The sequence below is a fragment of the Curtobacterium sp. MCPF17_046 genome, from assembly GCF_003224295.1.
Lineage (GTDB): Bacteria > Actinomycetota > Actinomycetes > Actinomycetales > Microbacteriaceae > Curtobacterium.
Genome location: NZ_QKLB01000012.1, coordinates 70275 through 86415, shown reverse-complemented (window position 1 = coordinate 86415; position 16141 = coordinate 70275). Strand labels below are relative to the sequence as shown.

Sequence of the window (16141 nt, the reverse complement as noted above, 5' to 3'; positions counted from 1 at the left end):
ACCGTCGTCGACGCGGCAGCGCGTCGCGCTGGCACACGACGGGAGGCCCGTGGCGGGATCGCCACGGGCCTCCCGTCGTGTGTGCGGCCGCTCAGCCCTTCACCGCGCCGGACGTGAGCCCGGAGACGATCGACCGGCGGAACACGAGCACGAGGATGACGATCGGCACCGTCGCCGCCACGCTCGCCGCGAAGATCTGCGCGAACGGCACCGTGAACTGGGTCCCGAACAGCGCGATGCCGACCGGGATCGTCCGCAGCGAGTTCTCGCTGTTGAAGGTGAGCGCCATGAGGAACTCGCTCCACGACGCGGTGAAGGTGAAGACCCCGACGGTGAACAACCCGGGCTTCGCCATCGGCAGGATCACGGAGAGCACCGTTCGCCAGGCACCGGCGCCGTCGATCTCGGAGGCCTCCTCGATCGTCGACGGGATGCCCTGCAGGTAGTTCCGCATGATCCAGATGGCGAACGGCAGGTTGAACGCCACGTACGGCACGATCAGCCCGGGGTACGAGTTGAGCAGTCCCAGGTTCCGTTCGAGCAGGTACAGCGGGGTGAGCACCGCGATCGCCGGGAACACCGACAACATGAGCAGCGACGTCATGATCGCGGTGCGTCCACGGATCCACCGGCCGGCGAGCGCGTACCCGGCCAGGAACGCGAGCGCGAGCACGATCACGGTCGTGGACACCGACACGATGATGCTGTTCACCATGTACTGCCCGAGCGCGTTGTCCCGGAAGGCCACGACGAAGTTGTCGAGCGTGAACGACATCGGGAAGGCGGTCGGCGGGGACTGCGCGATCTCGGAGGACGGCTTGAACGACGTCGTCACGAGCCAGTACAGCGGCAACGCGGTGACGACGGCGATGACGACGGCACTGACGTTGACGGTGTTGACCCACCGCCGCCAGCCCTTGCGGATCCGTTGACGGGGCATCAGGCCTCGCCTCCCTTCGCCTGGTTCCGGAAGGCCCGGAGGAAGAGCAGACAGCCGGCGGCCACGATGAGCGCGGTGCTCGTCGCGATCGCCGCTCCCGGCCCGATGTTGATGTCCTGGAAGAGCACCTTGTAGCCCATGATCGCGAGCGACTGGGTGCTCGTCCCGGGGCCGCCGTTCGTCAGCACGAAGGGCAGGTCGAAGACGCCGAACGCCTGCAGGATGCGGAACAGCACCGCGATCGTCAGGGTCGGGGCGAGTTGCGGCAGCACCACGCGCCAGAACGTCTGCCAGCCGTTGGCGCCGTCGAGCTCCGCCGCCTCGTAGTGGTCCTCGGAGATCTGCACCAGGCCCGCGAGCAGGATGATCGCGACGAACGGCGTCGTCTTCCAGATGTCGGCCACCATGAGTCCGGTGATGGCCGGGACGGGCTCGCCGAGGATCACCGGCGCCTCCCCGAACAGGGCGAAGAACCAGGTCGCCACCCCGTACGTGGAGTCGTAGACGTACTTCCACAGCTGGGCGTTGACGATGGTCACGAGCGACCACGGGACGAGCATGAGCGCGAGCATCCAGCCCCGGGTCGCCCCGAGCCGCTCGAGCACGAGCGCGACGAGCATGCCGAGCACGAGCTCCACGAACACCGTGACGATCGTGTACAGGAACGTGAAGCCGAGCGCCCGGTACCAGTCCGCGCTCTGCACCAGGGCCGCGTAGTTGTGGAACCCTAAGCCCTGGATCGCGAAGCCGTCGTAGCCGATCTCGACGTCCGCGAAGCTGAGGACGATCGAGTAGACGACCGGGAAGATCGTCACCGCCGCGACGACCAAGAGGGCCGGGGCGGCGAAGCCCCAGGCGCTCCGGGCACGCAGGCGGTCGAGGCGGTTCCGTCCGCTCCGGCGAACGACGGGGTCGGGGCGGGTCGGGCCTCCCGGTCGGGTCGACGTCCGGACGCCGGTCGCGGCGCTCACAGCGCCGCTCCCCGGAGCGCGAGGTCGATGGCGTCGGCCATCGCGCGCGTCCCGCCGTCGACCGTGCGCTGCCCGCCGAGGATGCCGTTGCCGTTCTGGTAGACGCCCTGCGAGACCTTCGGGTAGTAGGCGGTCGAGGTCGGACGCGGCACGAGCGTGATGCCCGCGGCGGTGTCGTACGTCGGGCGCTGCTGCCGCTTCGCGTCCGCGCTGACGAGCGACGCGGACCGGGCCGGCAGGACCCCGCCCTCGCGGGTGAGGAACTGCTGCGCCGTCTCGCTCGACATCCAGCGGGCGAACGTGAGGGCGGCTGCGGGCTGCTGGGTGTGCGGGTTGATGTAGTTCCCCCAACCGCCGATCGTCGAGTGGTGGTCCTCCATCCCGTCGAACGTCGGGCGGGCGGCGAGCCCGACCTTGCCCTGGACGGCGCTGTCCGGGCCGTTCGCGATGCCCCACGCGTACGACCAGTTCCGGAGGAACGCGGCACGACCGCCCGAGAAGGCGTCGTTCGTGTCCTGCTCCTGGTACGTGAGCGTCGCACGGGGGCTCGCGCCGGAGGTGACGAGCGAGCGCATGAACTCGAACGCCCGCCGGGTCTCGGAACTCGTCGTCGTCGCGTTCTCGAGGCCGTCGTCGAGCAGCGAGCCACCGGCGTCGGCGACGAACTCGGTGACGTTGCAGGTCAGGCCCTCGTACACGTCGCCCTGGAACGCGAACCCGTACGAGACGTCCCCGGTGTCGACGAGCTTCGCCGCGGTGTCGCGGACCTCCTCCCACGACCCGGGTACCTGGAAGCCGTGCTTGTCGAGCAGGTCCTTGCGGTACAGGAAGAACGACTCGTCGATGTAGAGCGGGAACATGTAGTACGTGCCGTCGACACTGGCGGCGAGCCGGAGCCCCTCGGGGAACTGCTCGAAGAAGTCCTCCCCCACCAGCGTGTTCACCGGCGTCGCGAGCTTGTTCTTCGCGAACTGCCCGGGCCAGGCGACGTCGCCCAGGTACACGTCCGGCGTCGGCGACCCGGCTGCGATCTGCGTCGTCAGCGACGTCCGGTTCGTGTCGGTGTCGCTCGGGGCGCTGACGATCCGCACGCGGATGTCGGGGTGCTCCTTCTGGAACTCGGCGATCAGTCGCCGTCGGAGGTCCCCACCGTCCTTCGACGCCACCTGCCCGGCCCACCAGCTGATGGTCGCCGGTCCCTCCGGCGGGTCGGTCGGCCAGTCGGCGACCTCGGTCCGCTCGGGGCGCGTGGAGCAGCCGGCCAGCAGCAGCACCCCCGTGCCTCCGAGCAGGAACAGCCTGCGGTCGATGTCCATCCGTCCTCCTCGACGTCCGGTCCGCACCCCCGGCCTCCGTCTGAGCGGGCGCGCGAAGCTGTGAGGCCACTCAACCCCTGACCACCGCACCGCGCCTGGGAGTCCGCCGAGCACGAGGGTCACGCTCCGGCCGGTCTCGACGAGCCGGTCTCGTCCGCCGCGCGCGCCCACGCCCGCCGGAGCCGTACCGGACACCGCCCAGCGGTTACGGTGACCGGGTGCGCGGACCACGGACGACGGAGCCAGCGCCCGACGGCGACGCCGAGCGCGCACCGAGGGCCGTGGTCGTCGTGCCCCCTGACCCGCGGCGACGCCCGGTCCGCGCGACCCCGTGGCGTCGGGTCCTGGTGGGCGTCGTGCTCGCGGCGGTGCTCGGCGGTGCCGCGGTCGCCGCTGCCGGGACGCTCGTCTCGCAGCGGACAGCGGAACGCTTCGCCGTCGAGGACGCCACCCGCGACACCGCGGCCGTCGCACGGTCCGTCGTCGAACCCGCGCTCCGCGACGCGATCGTCGACCCGGAGGCCGACACCACCGCACACCGGGAGGCGGTGGAGGCCCTCGACCGGGCCGTGCGCCGTGCCACCGCGGCGAGCGCCGCCGTCCGCGTCAAGCTCTGGGCACCGGACGGGACCGTGCTCTGGTCGGACGAACCCCGGCTCACGGGTGAACGGTTCACGCTGTCCGACGAGGACCTCGAAGCACTCGCCGAGGACCGGTCCGACGCCGAGGTGTCCGACCTGAGCGCACCCGAGAACCGCTACGAGCGGGGGCAGGGGCCCCTCCTCGAGGCGTACCAGGCGGTCCACGTCCCCTCCGGCGACCCGCTGCTGCTCGAGGTCTACTACCCGTACGACGACGTGCTGGCGAGTTCCGCGTCGCTCCGTTCGGCGTTCGCGGCACTCGCGTTCGGCACGGTCGCCGTCGTGATCGGGCTGCTCCTGCCGGTGCTCCTGTGGCTGCTGCTCCGCCTGCGCTCGGGCCAGCGGGACCGCGAACGGCTGCTCGTCCGCGCGCTCGACGCCGAGACCGCCGAGCGCCGACGCATCGCCGCGGACCTGCACGACGGACCGGTCCAGGACGTCGCCGGGCTCGCGTTCTCGCTCGGCGCGGTCGCGCGGGGAGCGACGGGTCCGACCGCCACGGCGCTCGACGCCGCCGCGTCGACTCTCCGCGGAGCGGTGTCCGCCCTGCGCTCGCTGATGTCGGCGGTGCAGCCGGCCGCCCCCGACCGGGACGGGCTCGGTGCCGCGCTCGCCGACGCCACCGCGCGCGCCCACGCCTCCGGCATCGCCACCGTCCTCGACGTGCCGGACCGGGTGGACGCCCCACCGGCCGCCCTGACCGCGGTGGTGCGGTTCGTGCGGGAGGCAGTGGCCAACACGGTGCGGCACGCCGGGGCCTCGCGGGTCGAGGTCGTCGTCCGACGGCGGGACGGCGACCTGTCGGTCCGCGTGTCCGACGACGGGACGGGCTTCGACCCGGTGACGGTCCTCAGCGCGCGGCGGGAGGGACACCTCGGCACGACGCTGCTCCGGCAGGTGGCCGAGGACTCCGGCGGGTCGCTGCACCTGCGGACCGCGCCGGGTGGCGGCACCACGTGGGAGCTCAGCCTGCCGGCGGAGGCCGACCGGTGGTGAGGGTGCTGCTCGTCGACGACCACGCGCTCGTCCGCAACGGGCTGCGGGCGGTGCTCGACACGACGGCGGACTGCACGGTGGTCGGTGAGGCCGCCACGGGCGAGGCCGCGGTCGACCTGGCGGAGACCCTGCAGCCGGACGTCGTGGTGATGGACCTGTCGATGCCGGGCGCGGGCGGGGTCGCCGCCACGGCCGCGCTGCGGGAGCGCGTCCCCACGGCCCGGGTGCTCGTGCTCACGACGTTCGCCGACGACGCCCGGGTCCGCGCCGCGCTGGCGGCCGGCGCGACCGGCTACCTGCTCAAGGACGCCGACCCCGACGACGTGGTCCGGGCGGTGCAGGCGACGGCGCGGGACGAGGTGCCGATCGACCCGCGGGTGGCCCGGAGCCTCCTGCCCCGCGGGGTCGACCGGCACGCGGATTCCGACGGCCACGCCGGTGCCGGGACCGGCAGCGGCGTCCCGGCGGGCACCGGCGGCGCGGCCCGACCCGGCGGCGGCGGTCCGGTGCGCGGCGGCGTCGACGGTCCGGACCGACACGATGCCGGTGGTCCGCTCCGTGGTGCGGCGGACCGGGACGCACCCGACCTGCCGCCGCGGGAGCGTGACGTGCTGGTCCGTCTGGCCCGTGGCCTGTCGAACCGGCAGATCGCCACCGAGCTCGGGATCGCCGAACGGACCGTGAAGGTGCACGTCGGCAGCGTGTTCCGCCGCATCGGTGTCGCCGACCGGACGAGCGCCGCGCTCTGGGCCCGGGACCACGGCTGGTGACCGCACGCCGACGTCGTCCGGCAGGCGGGTACTAGTACCAAGGTCCGATGGTGCCGTCGCGCTGCAGCGGCGACGATCGTGCCGAGGGGACGAACCGCCCCGAGCACAGGAGGCACACCATGGACACCACGACCACCCACCGCGGCCGCACCGCGGGTCGCCGCACGGTCGGCATCGCCGCCACCGTCGTCGCCGCCGCGGTCGCCGCAGTCGCCCTCGTCGGGGTCGCCCCGGCGCAGGCGTCCGGCAAGACCTCGACCGGCGGGGACTACGCCGTCACCGTGAACGGCACCACGACGAACCCCGCGGTCGGCAAGGACTTCAAGCTCCGTGACACCGCGGTGTCCGGCACGATCGCCGTGCGCGGCCAGCACAACGGCTTCGACATCCGGGTCGCCGACCTCGGCGTCCACGACTACACGCTCACCGGCGCACCGGACACGCAGCGGATGGTGACGAAGCCGACCGTCGTGTTCGCGTCGAAGGTCCCGACGCTGACGCCCGCCCAGCTCGCCGGCACGCGGCTGTCGTCCCTCGAGGTGCGGGACGACACCCTGGTCGCGATCTTCAGCACCGCAGCCGGCAAGTACAAGATCCAGGCCAAGGACGGCGCCCAGGGCGGGATCTTCCAGATGGAGACGGAGTTCGCCGGACCGGTCGAGTTCACGCACACGCTCGGCGCGGGCCTGTTCTACTTCGTCAACCCGTACACGGGCAAGGTCAACTTCGGCGACGGCACCGCGGCGGTGGCCTCGGGCAGCGGCGCGCACCAGATGCTCCTCGGCAAGGACAGCCCGCAGGTCGCGACGAAGACCTCGCAGACGGCCACGACCACGACCTGGACCGTGCAGCCGGGTGGACGCATGGGCGGGGTGCTCGGCGAGGACGCCGTCGAGCTGAGCGCGGGTGCGACGAACTGCACGAGCGACTGCCAGGCACAGAACCAGATCCGCGGCTCCCTGCCGGTGCCGCCGGACCCGGTCGACCCGACGCCGATCGCGTCGCGCTGACGGCCGGACGGCCTGACAGGCAGACGGGAGGCCCGGTACCAGCTGGTACCGGGCCTCCCGTCTGCCTGTAGCCCGTCGCGCGCCGCGCGTCAGCGCGGGATGACCGAGAACAGGAACTTCTTCCGCACCATGTACCAGACGAGCAGGATGAGCACCGTGTGGGTGATCGTCCCGATCCAGACGTTGCCGTAGTCGACCGGGATCGACGCGACCACGAGCGCGAAGAACACCTGCCACACGAACACGTACAGGCTGGCCTGACCGAGCGGGATCCAGAGCCAGCCGATCACGGCGTTCACCGGCTTCCAGAACACCGTGAGGATCGCGTACGACACGATCGCGAAGAACGCGATGTCGACGAGACGACCCCACTGCAGGTCCACACGCTGGTACGCCGTGTTGTACAGCTCGCGATACATGTCCGCAGGGAACGGCACCGGCGTGAAGTCGAACCGGTCACCCGCCCAGACGTAGACCAGGAACGCCGCGTACCCGCACACCAGCACACCGACGAGCACCTTGCCGAGGCGGCCGGTCAGGGCGCGCGTGATCTGCCGTCGGTGGTAGCCGAGCACGAGGCCGTGCGTGAACACCACCTGCCAGATGAACAGCGGGAACACCGCGTCGAACTGGGCGTTGACCGGCTTGAACTCCGGGTTGAGCACCTGGAACACGTAGAGCGCCCAGCTCGCGATGAGCAGCGCCCACCAGAACCCGCGGCGGATGATCCACATGAACACCGGGATGAACAGGCTCAGCACCACGAACAGGCCCATGATGTTGAACGGCCAGGGGCCCATCTCGAGCAGCAGGAACTGTCGGATCGCGTACCAGGGCGGCGGGTAGGCGAGCAGCTGCATCGCGTTCGGGTACAGGTCGTAGACGCGCCCCTCGGCCCGCACGCCGTCCGTGCCGGTCCCACGGTCGGTGAAGGTCGTGATCGCGTCGGTGTTCAGGAACGGGATGAAGCTCAGCGCGAAGACGACGAGGATGACGACGAGCGTCACGACGTACTGCTTGCGCGCCCGCTTGAAGGCCCCGATCGCCGAAGCCCACTCGCCGAACTTGGCGACGCCGAGCGGGTAGACCATGCCGAGGACCATGCCGGACAGGAACACGAACATCTCGGCACCGGTGATGGCGCCGACCGCGTGCAGCGTCAGGTACGAGTACGGGCCGGACACCTCGATGTGCGTGATCACCACCGCGAGGATGATGAACCCGCGGAACAGGTCGAGTCGGAGATCACGTCCGGGCTTGCCGTCGTCCGGGTAGCGCCAGCTCGGCACGAGCCGCCCGAACAGCCCGCTCAGCACGAACACGACCGCGAGGCCCGCCGCCAACCAGACGATCCAGGCCATCTGGTCGCCGCCGGTGTCGAGCTGCTGGTTCGTGGCCTCGGCGCCCTGCTGCGGGGTGACCCGCTCGGTGACCGGACCGAAGACGAAGCGGTCGGACTCCTGCAGGTCGGTGCGGAACGACCCGGCGACCCCGGGCGCCTTGGCGAACCGCCAGTCCGCGGGCCGGTTGCCCGCTTCGGGCTCACGCCGGATCGCGTCGATGTAGGTCACACCGCGGATCTCCGGGTGGTCGCGGACGGCGTCGATGACCTGCCGCCACCACCCCTGCTTCACGAGCAGTTCGGCGTCCCCTCCGAGCGAGTGGTCGTAGAGCGCACCGGTGTCGAGGAGCATCGGGAGGTCCCGGCCCGCGGCGAAGCGCTCCGTGAACGTCTCCGGTTGGGCCCGCTGGTAGCCCCAGGTCTCGGCGAAGCGCTGTGCCACCTCGTCGGACTCCGGCACGTCGTTCCGCGTCAGCGGGACGTCACGCCCGGCGGCCTCCGTCGCCGCTCCCTTGCCGAAGTAGAACATCGACAGGCCGACCCAGTCGACCGACGCTTCCCCCGGCCAGTAGGGCAGGTACGGGTCGTCGGCCTCGGTCAGCTGCCCGTCGCCGTTCGTGTCGAGCTTCTCCGTGTCCGTCGCCGACAGGTCGGCCAACCGGCCGGCGGACGAGCCGAACGGGTACCCGGCGCCGTAGGACGGCTGCCACACCATGCGGGCGTCCGAGTTCCCCGCGTGCACCTGCGACGCGAGCGCCCGGAAGGCCCGGATGAACTGCGTCGGCTGCTGCCCCCAGCGCAGCCACGTGCCGTTCATCTGCGGGGCGAAGCGGACGAGCAGCTGCGTGTCGTACTGCCGGTGGATCTCCTGGAGGAGCGTGTTCGCCCGGCGGGCGTCGGCCTTCGTGAGCGTCCGGAGCGCACGGTCCGGCTCGAGGCTCACCACGAGCACGGCACCCTGCGCCGCAGCGGCACGGGTCGCGCGCAGCAGCTCCCGCTCGGCCGACCGGTCGATCGGGTACGCGACCTCGACGCCGTACATGGACGGCGTCGCGTCGAGTCGTCCCTCGTAGCCGTCCGGTGAGTCCGAACCCCAGTCGAGGTCCGGTCCGAACCAGGTCTTCCCGCTCGCGGGTTCGCGGACGCCGGACGTGACGGCGTCGGCGGGCAGTGCTCCCCCGAGCACGAGCACGCCGATCGTGACCAGGAGCGCGACCGCCTTCGCCGCGTTCTGCCTCAGCGAGCGCACACCAGCGTCCAGACGTTGCGGCCGCCCTGGTGGGTGTGCTCGAGGCGGTCGAGGGCGGCGATGGCCAGGGCGAGCCCCCGGCCCCCCTCGTCCTCGGGGTCCGCCATGGTGACCTCGCCGAGGTCGATGTCGACCGGCATGCCGTTGTCGGACAGGACCGCGACCAGGTCGTCGCCGTCGGTGCCGAGGTCGAGCAGGAACCGCCGGCCCTGACCGACGTCGGACCGGCGGGTGTGCTCGATCACGTTGGCGGCGATCTCGACGAGCGCGGTCTCGAACCGGAACCGCAGCGAGACGTCGTCGACCCCCAGGCCCTCCCACCACGACCCGAACGTGTCCTGCACGGTGTCGAGCGACGCCGGGACCGCCGGGACGTCGATGCTGGCGTCTACGTTCACAGGGGTCCTCCGACGGTGGTCGACTCGTGGGCCAGGGGCATCTCGGCCTCGGGTCCGCGGTAGCGCACGGCCCGGATGACGATGCTGAAGATGAACAGGTCGAACACGACCCAGGCGGTGTTGACGAGCGGCGCGATGCCCTCGGCCTGCCCGGCCAGGTAGCGGATCGCGATCATCACGAGCGCGGCGACCAGGGCCCCCATCGCGATGAGCTGCGGCCTGACCAGGTCCCACCGGGGCCGTGCCTCGGACTCGTCGCGCACCTTCGGCGTCACGCGGAACCCGAGGGGCTTGCCGCGGAACACGTTCTCGAACGCGCTCGTCACCGACTCGATCCAGACCGGGAAGAGCGCGAGCGAGTACTGCTGCCCGCGCCACGTCGGTCTGCCTGCGGCCACCACCCAGAACAGCAGCTGGTTGAGCACCAGGAACGGGATCAGCCGGACGAAGAAGTCCACGCTGTACGCCTGCACCGGCACGACGCCGAACGACAGGCAGAGGACCGGTGCGGCGATGTAGACGACCGCGGCGAAGCCCGACAGGTAGCTCCACATCGTGGAGAAGTACATCAGGCGCTGGCCGAACGACAGGCCCTTCTGCACGAGCGGGTTCTCGCGGAAGAACACCTGCATGGTGCCCTGTGCCCAGCGGAGGCGCTGCACGAGCATCGTCTGGAGGTCCTCGGGCGCGAGGCCCTTCGCGAGGATCTCGTCGTGGTACGCCGACTTCCAGCCGAGACCGTGCAGGCGCATGGCGGTCGCCATGTCCTCGGTCACCGAGATCGTCGCCAGCGGCATGATCGGCTGCGCCTCGTCGTCGCGGTTGACGTCGAGCGCGCGGGTCAGCACGGCGATCGCCTCGATCGCGGCGACCGGCGACGCGTCGCGCTGCCCGAGGACGTCGAGTGCGGCGTCGTCGAGCCCCGCGAACGTGTTGGCGTCGGTCGACATCGCGGCGAGCTCCTGCAGCTCGGCACGGACCGCCTCGAGGTCCGCCGCGGCGAACCGGAAGGCGATCGCGTCGATGCCGCGCTGGAACCGGTAGGTGACGTCGCCGAGCGGCTCGCCCGTGGCGATGTCAGCGCGTGCCTGCTCCACCACGACCTCGGCGTCGTCGAGGGCGGCGAGCACGCGCGGGTCGGTCTCGTTCTCGCGTGCGCGGGCGAGGAGCTTCTTCGCCGTCTTGACGGTGCGCTGCACGCTCGTCTCGACCTCGCGGACGTACCGCGTGATGCCGAGCTGCATGAGGGCCTCGCGGCGCAGGATCGCGTTCGACCCGCAGAAGAACGCGGCGTTCCAGCCGTCCTTCGACTGCTGGATCGGCCCGTAGAACAGGGGCGCCTGGCTGCCGAGCGGGTCCGAGTCCGGCACGTTCTCGAACCACTGCGGGGTCTGCACGAGTGCCATCCGCTCGTCCTTGAAGTACCCCAGCGTCCGGTCGAGGATGGCGGGGTCCGGCACCTGGTCGGCGTCGAGGATGAGCAGGAACTCGCCCTGCGTGGCGAGCAGCGCGTTGTTGAGGTTTCCGGCCTTCGCGTGGCGCGGCCGGTCCACCCAGTCCTTGCCGCGCGTGATGACCCCGAGGCCCTCGGCCTCTGCCGCCGCCCGCATCTCCGGACGGTTGCCGTCGTCGAGGATCCAGGTCTCGTGCGGGTGCCGGATCGCCTTCGCGGCGCGGGCGGTGCGCATGACGAGGTCGATCGGCTCGTTGTACGTCGTGATGAAGACGTCGACGGTGACCGGGTCGCTCGGCGGGGTCGGCGGCTCACCGCGCTCCCGGAGCTTCCACGCGCCGAACGCGAAGAGGACCGAGTCGATGACGCTGTACGTCTCGGCGAGGATGAGCGGCACGGCGATCCACCACGAGTGCCAGTTCACCGAGGCCACCCACCGCCACGCGATGTAGTTGATGCCGGAGACGGCCGCGAGCACGGCGACCGTCCGCACGGCGAGGAGCCGACGGCGCGGGGTGCCGACCTCGAGCCGACGTCGGTCCTGACGCCCGACCTCGACCGCCGTCATCGACGTGCCTCCGGTGAACCGTGGGTGCTGTGCACGGTGTCCCCTCCTGATCCCGAAGACCCGTGCACGCGGTTGCCGCGCACGGGGGTGCCATCGGGGTCGGCGACGGTCCCGGGTCCCGCCGGTCGCTCCCCTGCGCTCGACGTCACCCCTGGCGACGTCGGCGTGCTGTCCTGTCTACCGCAGGCGGGCGACCAGTGTCAGCACCACGCCCCGATCTGGGGACGGCCGGCCCGGTACGACGACGCCCGGGCCGTCGAACCAGTCGACGACCCGGGCGCTGTCGGGCGGTGTTACGCGCCGCCACCCGCGGTGAAGATGTCCTGCGAGATCTTGTCGAGCTGCGTGCGGAGCTGCTCGAGCTCCGTCTTCGCCTTGTCCAGCGCAGCCTTGGTCTCCGGCCACGTCGAACCACGGAAGTTCGCAGCCAGCGGCCCGTCCCACACGTTCGAGTCGGACAGGATGCGCCCCTGCGCATCGAGCTGCGAGATCTGGTCCGTGAACCCACCGTTCACGATGGACTGGATCTGACGGATGGCGGTCTTCGCCTGCTCGGTCGAAAGCACACGCGACATGGTGAACCCCTCTTCTCTTCGTACCTGCACCCCCGCGCAGAAGATCCCCCGGAGGCTCTGACGGGGTCCACAGTACCGAACCGCGCCGCAGGCACACCAGGGTGTGCACAGGAACGACGGGAGGCCCGGTACCAGTGGTACCGGGCCTCCCGTCAGTGGTCGGTCGCGTGCGCGGCCGGTCGTGTCAGTCGCGCGTGTGACGCGGCTTGCGCGCCTCGCGGTCGTCGCCGTACCCGCGGTCGTCGCGACCACCGCGGTCGTCCCGGTCGCCGTAGCGCCCGCCGTCACGGCGCGGACCGCTGTCACGGCGGATCGGGCCGCGACGGTCCGGCTGGATCTCGATGAGCTTGCCGCTGATCCGGGTGTCGCGCAGTCGGTCGAGGACATCCGAGCCCATGTCCGACGGCAGCTCGACGACGGAGAAGTCCGGGCGGATCTGGATCGCACCGAAGTCGTCGCGGCGGAGGCCGCCCTCGTTGGCGAGAGCGCCGACGATCTGCCGGGGCTCGACACGGTGGCGGCGGCCGACCTCGATGCGGTAGGCCGTCATGGGGACCGAGCGACGTCGGCGGTCGCCGCCGTCGCGCTCACGGTCGCCGTCCCGGGCGGGACGGTCGTCACGGCTGCGGCGCTCGTCGCGCTCGGCCTGCTGGCGGACGCGGTCGTCGGCCGGGTCGAGGAGGAGCGGGGTGTCGCCCTGCGCGACGACGGCCAGCGCCGCGGCGACGTCCGACTCGGGGACGTCGTGGTGCTCGACGTAGTGCCCGATGATGTCGCGGAACGCGGTGATCCGGGACTGCTGCTCGAGGGCCGCGGTGATCGCGTCGTCGAAGCGGGTGAGGCGGGTCGAGTTGACGTCCTCGACACTCGGCAACTGCATCTGCGTGAGCGGCTGCCGGGTGGCCTTCTCGATCGCCGAGAGCAGTCGGCGCTCGCGCGGGGTGACGAAGCTGATCGCGGCACCCGAACGACCCGCGCGACCGGTGCGGCCGATGCGGTGCACGTAGGACTCGGTGTCCACCGGGATGTCGAAGTTCACCACGTGCGTGATGCGGTCGACGTCGAGTCCGCGGGCGGCGACGTCGGTCGCGACGAGGATGTCGAGCTTGCCGGACTTCAGCTGGTTGACCGTGCGCTCACGCTGGGCCTGGGCGACGTCCCCGCTGATGGCGGCGGCGGCGTACCCGCGGGCGCGGAGCTTCTCGGCCAGGGTCTCGGTCTCGCTCTTCGTGCGGACGAAGATGATCATGCCCTCGAAGTCCTCGACCTCGAGGATGCGCGTGAGGGCGTCGACCTTCTGCGGGTACGAGACGATGAGGTACCGCTGCGTGGTGTTCGCCGAGGTGGTCGTCTTCGCCTTGACCGTGATCTCGGCCGGGTCGTTGAGGTACTGCTTGGAGATGCGGCGGATCTGCGCGGGCATCGTCGCGGAGAACAGCGCGACCTGCTTGGTGTCCGGCGTCTCGGCGAGGATCGTCTCGACGTCCTCGGCGAAGCCCATCTTGAGCATCTCGTCGGCCTCGTCGAGCACGAGGTACTTCAGCTCGGACAGGTCGAGGGTGCCCTTGGCGATGTGGTCCATGATGCGACCCGGCGTGCCCACGACGACGTCGACCCCGCGACGCAGGGCGGACAGCTGTACGCCGTACGCCTGGCCGCCGTAGACGGGCAGGACGTGGACGTTCTTCATGTGCGACGCGTACTGCTCGAACGCCTCGCAGACCTGGAGCGCGAGCTCACGGGTCGGGGACAGCACGAGTGCCTGCGGCAGCTTGGCGCCGGACTCCATGCGGGAGAGCACGGGGAGCGCGAAGGCGGCGGTCTTGCCGGTGCCGGTCTGGGCGAGGCCGACGACGTCGCGGCCCTCGAGCAGGGTGGGGATGGTGGCGGCCTGGATGGCGGAGGGGGTCTCGTACCCGATCTCCTTGACGGCCTTGAGGACGGCATCGCTGAGCCCGAGGTCGGCGAAGGTGATCACGGGCTCCTCGTCGACGGCTTCGGTGGGGGTGTTCGTCTCGGTGCTCATAGGAGGAACGGTATCCCGTTTTCGGACCGCACCCCAGACGGCGCGGGGCGGACGGGACGGACGGGAGGCCCGTGGCGGCGCCGCCACGGGCCTCCCGTCCGTCGTGCGGCCGGTTCAGACGACCGACCAACCGCCGTCACTCGGCAGGACCGCCCCGTTGACGTTCGCGGAGTCGTCGCTGAGCAGCCAGGTGATGGCGGCCGCGAGCTGCTCCGGCTGCGCCACCGGCGGGATCGTGGTCTGCATGATCGGGCCGACCCGACGGGCGGCGTACTCGCTCCGCATCGGGGCCTCGATGTTCGTCGCGACCGCACCCGGCGCGACCGCGTTCGCACGGATGCCCTGCGGCCCGTGGAAGAAGGCGACGCTCTTGGTGTAGCCGGCGATGGCGTGCTTCGACGACGTGTACGCGGCTCCCGCGGCGGAGGCCTTGAGCGCTGCCTCGGAGGCCACGTTGACGACGGACCCCCGGCCCGCGGCGATCATGAGCGGGAGCACGGCACGGGTGAGCCGCATCGGCCCGGTTACGTTGACGCTGAACACCCGCTCCCACGTGGCGTCGTCGACCTCGTCCGGCGGCAGGAACGCGTCCATGATCCCGGCGACGTTCGCGAGCCCGTCGACACGGTCGCCGGCGACGGCGAGCAGCGCCTCGATCGTCTCGGTGGCGGCGACGTCACCCACGACGGTCTCGACGTCGAGTCCGGCGCCGTCGACGAGCTCGCTGCGGAGCGCGTCGAGCCGGTCGGCGACGACGTCGGTGGCGATCACCCGGCCGCCCTCGGTGGCGATGCGGAGGGCGGTCGCGCGGCCGATCCCGGAGCCCGCTCCGGTGACGATCACCGTCCGGCCGGCGAAACGGGCAGCGGACGCGGTGGCTGGTGCTGGGTCGGTCATGGTGTCTCCTCGTCGAGCAGCCGACGGGCGGGTCCCACCGGCGACGGTCGCCCGTCGGCACAGTTCTAGCACTCAGTGCCGGAAGTCACCAGAGTCCGGCGCCCGGACGACCGCGTGGCAGGATCGGCCCATGGCAGATCGGCCGACCGGGCGACCCCGCACGATCGACCCGGACCGGGTGTCGCTCGTCGCGCTCCGCCTGTTCGACGAGCGCGGGTACGACTTCGTCTCGATGGACGAGGTCGCCGCCGCTGCCGGGGTCAGCCGGCGCTCGCTCTTCCGGCTCTTCCCGACGAAGGCGTCGCTCGTCTGGGGTGGCCTCGACGAGTTCGCCGAGCGCCTCACCGCGGCCCTGGACGCCCGCCCCGCTGACGAACCAGCGCGCGCCGGCCTCCGCGCCGCCTACCGTACGGCCGCCACGTTCCCCGACGCCGTGGTCGAGACGACCCGGCACCGACTCCGGGTGATCCGGGCGAACCCGACCCTCGCCCGCGAGGCCCCCCGGTTCCCCGGAGGCACCGAGGAGCACCTGGTCCGCTTCGTGGCCGAGCACGACGGGGTCCGGGCAGACGGGCTCGCGCCCGCGGTCACCGCAGCGGTCGTGATCGGGGCGGCGACGGCGGCACTCCGGTGGTGGGCCGAGCAGGACGACAGTCGCCCGGAGGACGTGGTCGACCGGGCGCTGCGCGACCTCTCCTGAGGAGCCGTCCGCACCGTCCGCAAGGTCCGTAAGGTCCGCAAGGTCCGCAAGGTCCGCAAGGTCCGCAAGGTCCGCGGAGATGGTTGCGTCGTGGAACTATCGGGTGTAACTTTGCATCGTCTGCAAGGTTTCACGGCGCGCAGCAGCCCTCGCGATCCGTCCGGATCCCGGCCTCCGCCCGACCTCGCCACCGCCCGACGACGCGTCCGCCGCCCGGGCACATCGATGAAGAAGGACCCCCATTGTCAACAGCCACCGCAGCGACCTCGGTGCAGGACAGGCACGCCAC

At 71.4% G+C, this 16141-nt stretch carries 13 protein-coding genes; 4 read left to right on the top strand and 9 right to left on the bottom strand.

Going from position 1 to position 16141, the window contains the following annotated elements; translation table 11 throughout:
• Positions 1-91: 91 nt before the first annotated feature.
• The 3 genes from DEJ32_RS11690 to DEJ32_RS11680 are packed head-to-tail and all read right to left on the bottom strand — an operon-like array spanning position 92 to position 3227.
• Positions 92-940, bottom strand: coding sequence for a carbohydrate ABC transporter permease (locus DEJ32_RS11690; protein WP_110823600.1), 849 nt, complete (start codon positions 938-940; stop codon positions 92-94).
• Positions 940-1911, bottom strand: a complete 972-nt coding sequence (locus DEJ32_RS11685) for a carbohydrate ABC transporter permease (RefSeq protein WP_181420664.1) — start codon at positions 1909-1911, stop codon at positions 940-942. Before DEJ32_RS11685 ends, DEJ32_RS11690 begins: the two co-directional genes overlap by 1 nt.
• Positions 1908-3227 (bottom strand): ABC transporter substrate-binding protein, encoded by a 1320-nt coding sequence (locus DEJ32_RS11680; protein ID WP_110823599.1) that lies wholly within the window; start codon positions 3225-3227, stop codon positions 1908-1910. Before DEJ32_RS11680 ends, DEJ32_RS11685 begins: the two co-directional genes overlap by 4 nt.
• Before the next feature lie 218 nt (positions 3228-3445).
• On the opposite strand from DEJ32_RS11680, the gene DEJ32_RS11675 reads away from it, so the two are divergent.
• The 3 genes from DEJ32_RS11675 (at position 3446) to DEJ32_RS16290 (ending at position 6644) form a co-directional block, all read left to right on the top strand.
• Positions 3446-4864 (top strand): sensor histidine kinase, encoded by a 1419-nt coding sequence (locus tag DEJ32_RS11675; protein WP_146234149.1) that lies wholly within the window; start codon positions 3446-3448, stop codon positions 4862-4864.
• Positions 4861-5634 (top strand): response regulator transcription factor, encoded by a 774-nt coding sequence (locus DEJ32_RS11670; protein ID WP_258369031.1) that lies wholly within the window; start codon positions 4861-4863, stop codon positions 5632-5634. Before DEJ32_RS11675 ends, DEJ32_RS11670 begins: the two co-directional genes overlap by 4 nt.
• A gap of 119 nt (positions 5635-5753) precedes the next feature.
• The gene (locus DEJ32_RS16290; RefSeq protein ID WP_181420663.1) at positions 5754-6644 is read left to right on the top strand and encodes a hypothetical protein; all 891 of its coding nucleotides are present in this window, start codon (positions 5754-5756) and stop codon (positions 6642-6644) included.
• An 89-nt stretch (positions 6645-6733) separates the two neighbouring features.
• On the opposite strand, the gene DEJ32_RS11660 is transcribed toward DEJ32_RS16290, so the two are convergent.
• The 6 genes from DEJ32_RS11660 to DEJ32_RS11635 all read right to left on the bottom strand — a co-directional run bounded on the left by DEJ32_RS11660 (position 6734) and on the right by DEJ32_RS11635 (position 15152).
• Positions 6734-9235: an OpgC family protein gene (locus DEJ32_RS11660; RefSeq protein ID WP_110901389.1), complete on the bottom strand. Its 2502-nt coding sequence runs from the start codon at positions 9233-9235 to the stop codon at positions 6734-6736.
• A complete protein-coding gene (locus DEJ32_RS16285) occupies positions 9223-9633 on the bottom strand; it encodes an ATP-binding protein (protein ID WP_110823594.1) in 411 nt (136 codons plus the stop codon). The genes DEJ32_RS11660 and DEJ32_RS16285 overlap by 13 nt, the downstream gene beginning before the upstream one ends.
• Positions 9630-11654, bottom strand: a complete 2025-nt coding sequence (locus DEJ32_RS11650) for a glycosyltransferase (RefSeq protein WP_110823593.1) — start codon at positions 11652-11654, stop codon at positions 9630-9632. Before DEJ32_RS11650 ends, DEJ32_RS16285 begins: the two co-directional genes overlap by 4 nt.
• A 293-nt stretch (positions 11655-11947) precedes the next feature.
• Entirely contained in the window at positions 11948-12229 is a 282-nt protein-coding gene (locus tag DEJ32_RS11645; RefSeq protein ID WP_110823592.1) for a pyrophosphorylase, read from the bottom strand.
• A 184-nt stretch (positions 12230-12413) separates the two neighbouring features.
• Positions 12414-14255 carry a DEAD/DEAH box helicase gene (locus DEJ32_RS11640; RefSeq protein WP_110823591.1) on the bottom strand — a complete coding sequence of 614 codons (1842 nt, stop codon included), beginning with the start codon at positions 14253-14255 and terminating at the stop codon, positions 12414-12416.
• 114 nt (positions 14256-14369) lie between these two features.
• Complete coding sequence (locus tag DEJ32_RS11635; RefSeq protein WP_110901388.1) at positions 14370-15152, bottom strand: SDR family NAD(P)-dependent oxidoreductase; 783 nt, start codon at positions 15150-15152, stop codon at positions 14370-14372.
• A gap of 130 nt (positions 15153-15282) precedes the next feature.
• Here DEJ32_RS11635 and DEJ32_RS11630 point away from each other — a divergent pair, with 130 nt between their 5' ends.
• Positions 15283-15852, top strand: coding sequence for a TetR/AcrR family transcriptional regulator (locus DEJ32_RS11630; protein ID WP_110901387.1), 570 nt, complete (start codon positions 15283-15285; stop codon positions 15850-15852).
• Positions 15853-16141: the final 289 nt, after the last annotated feature.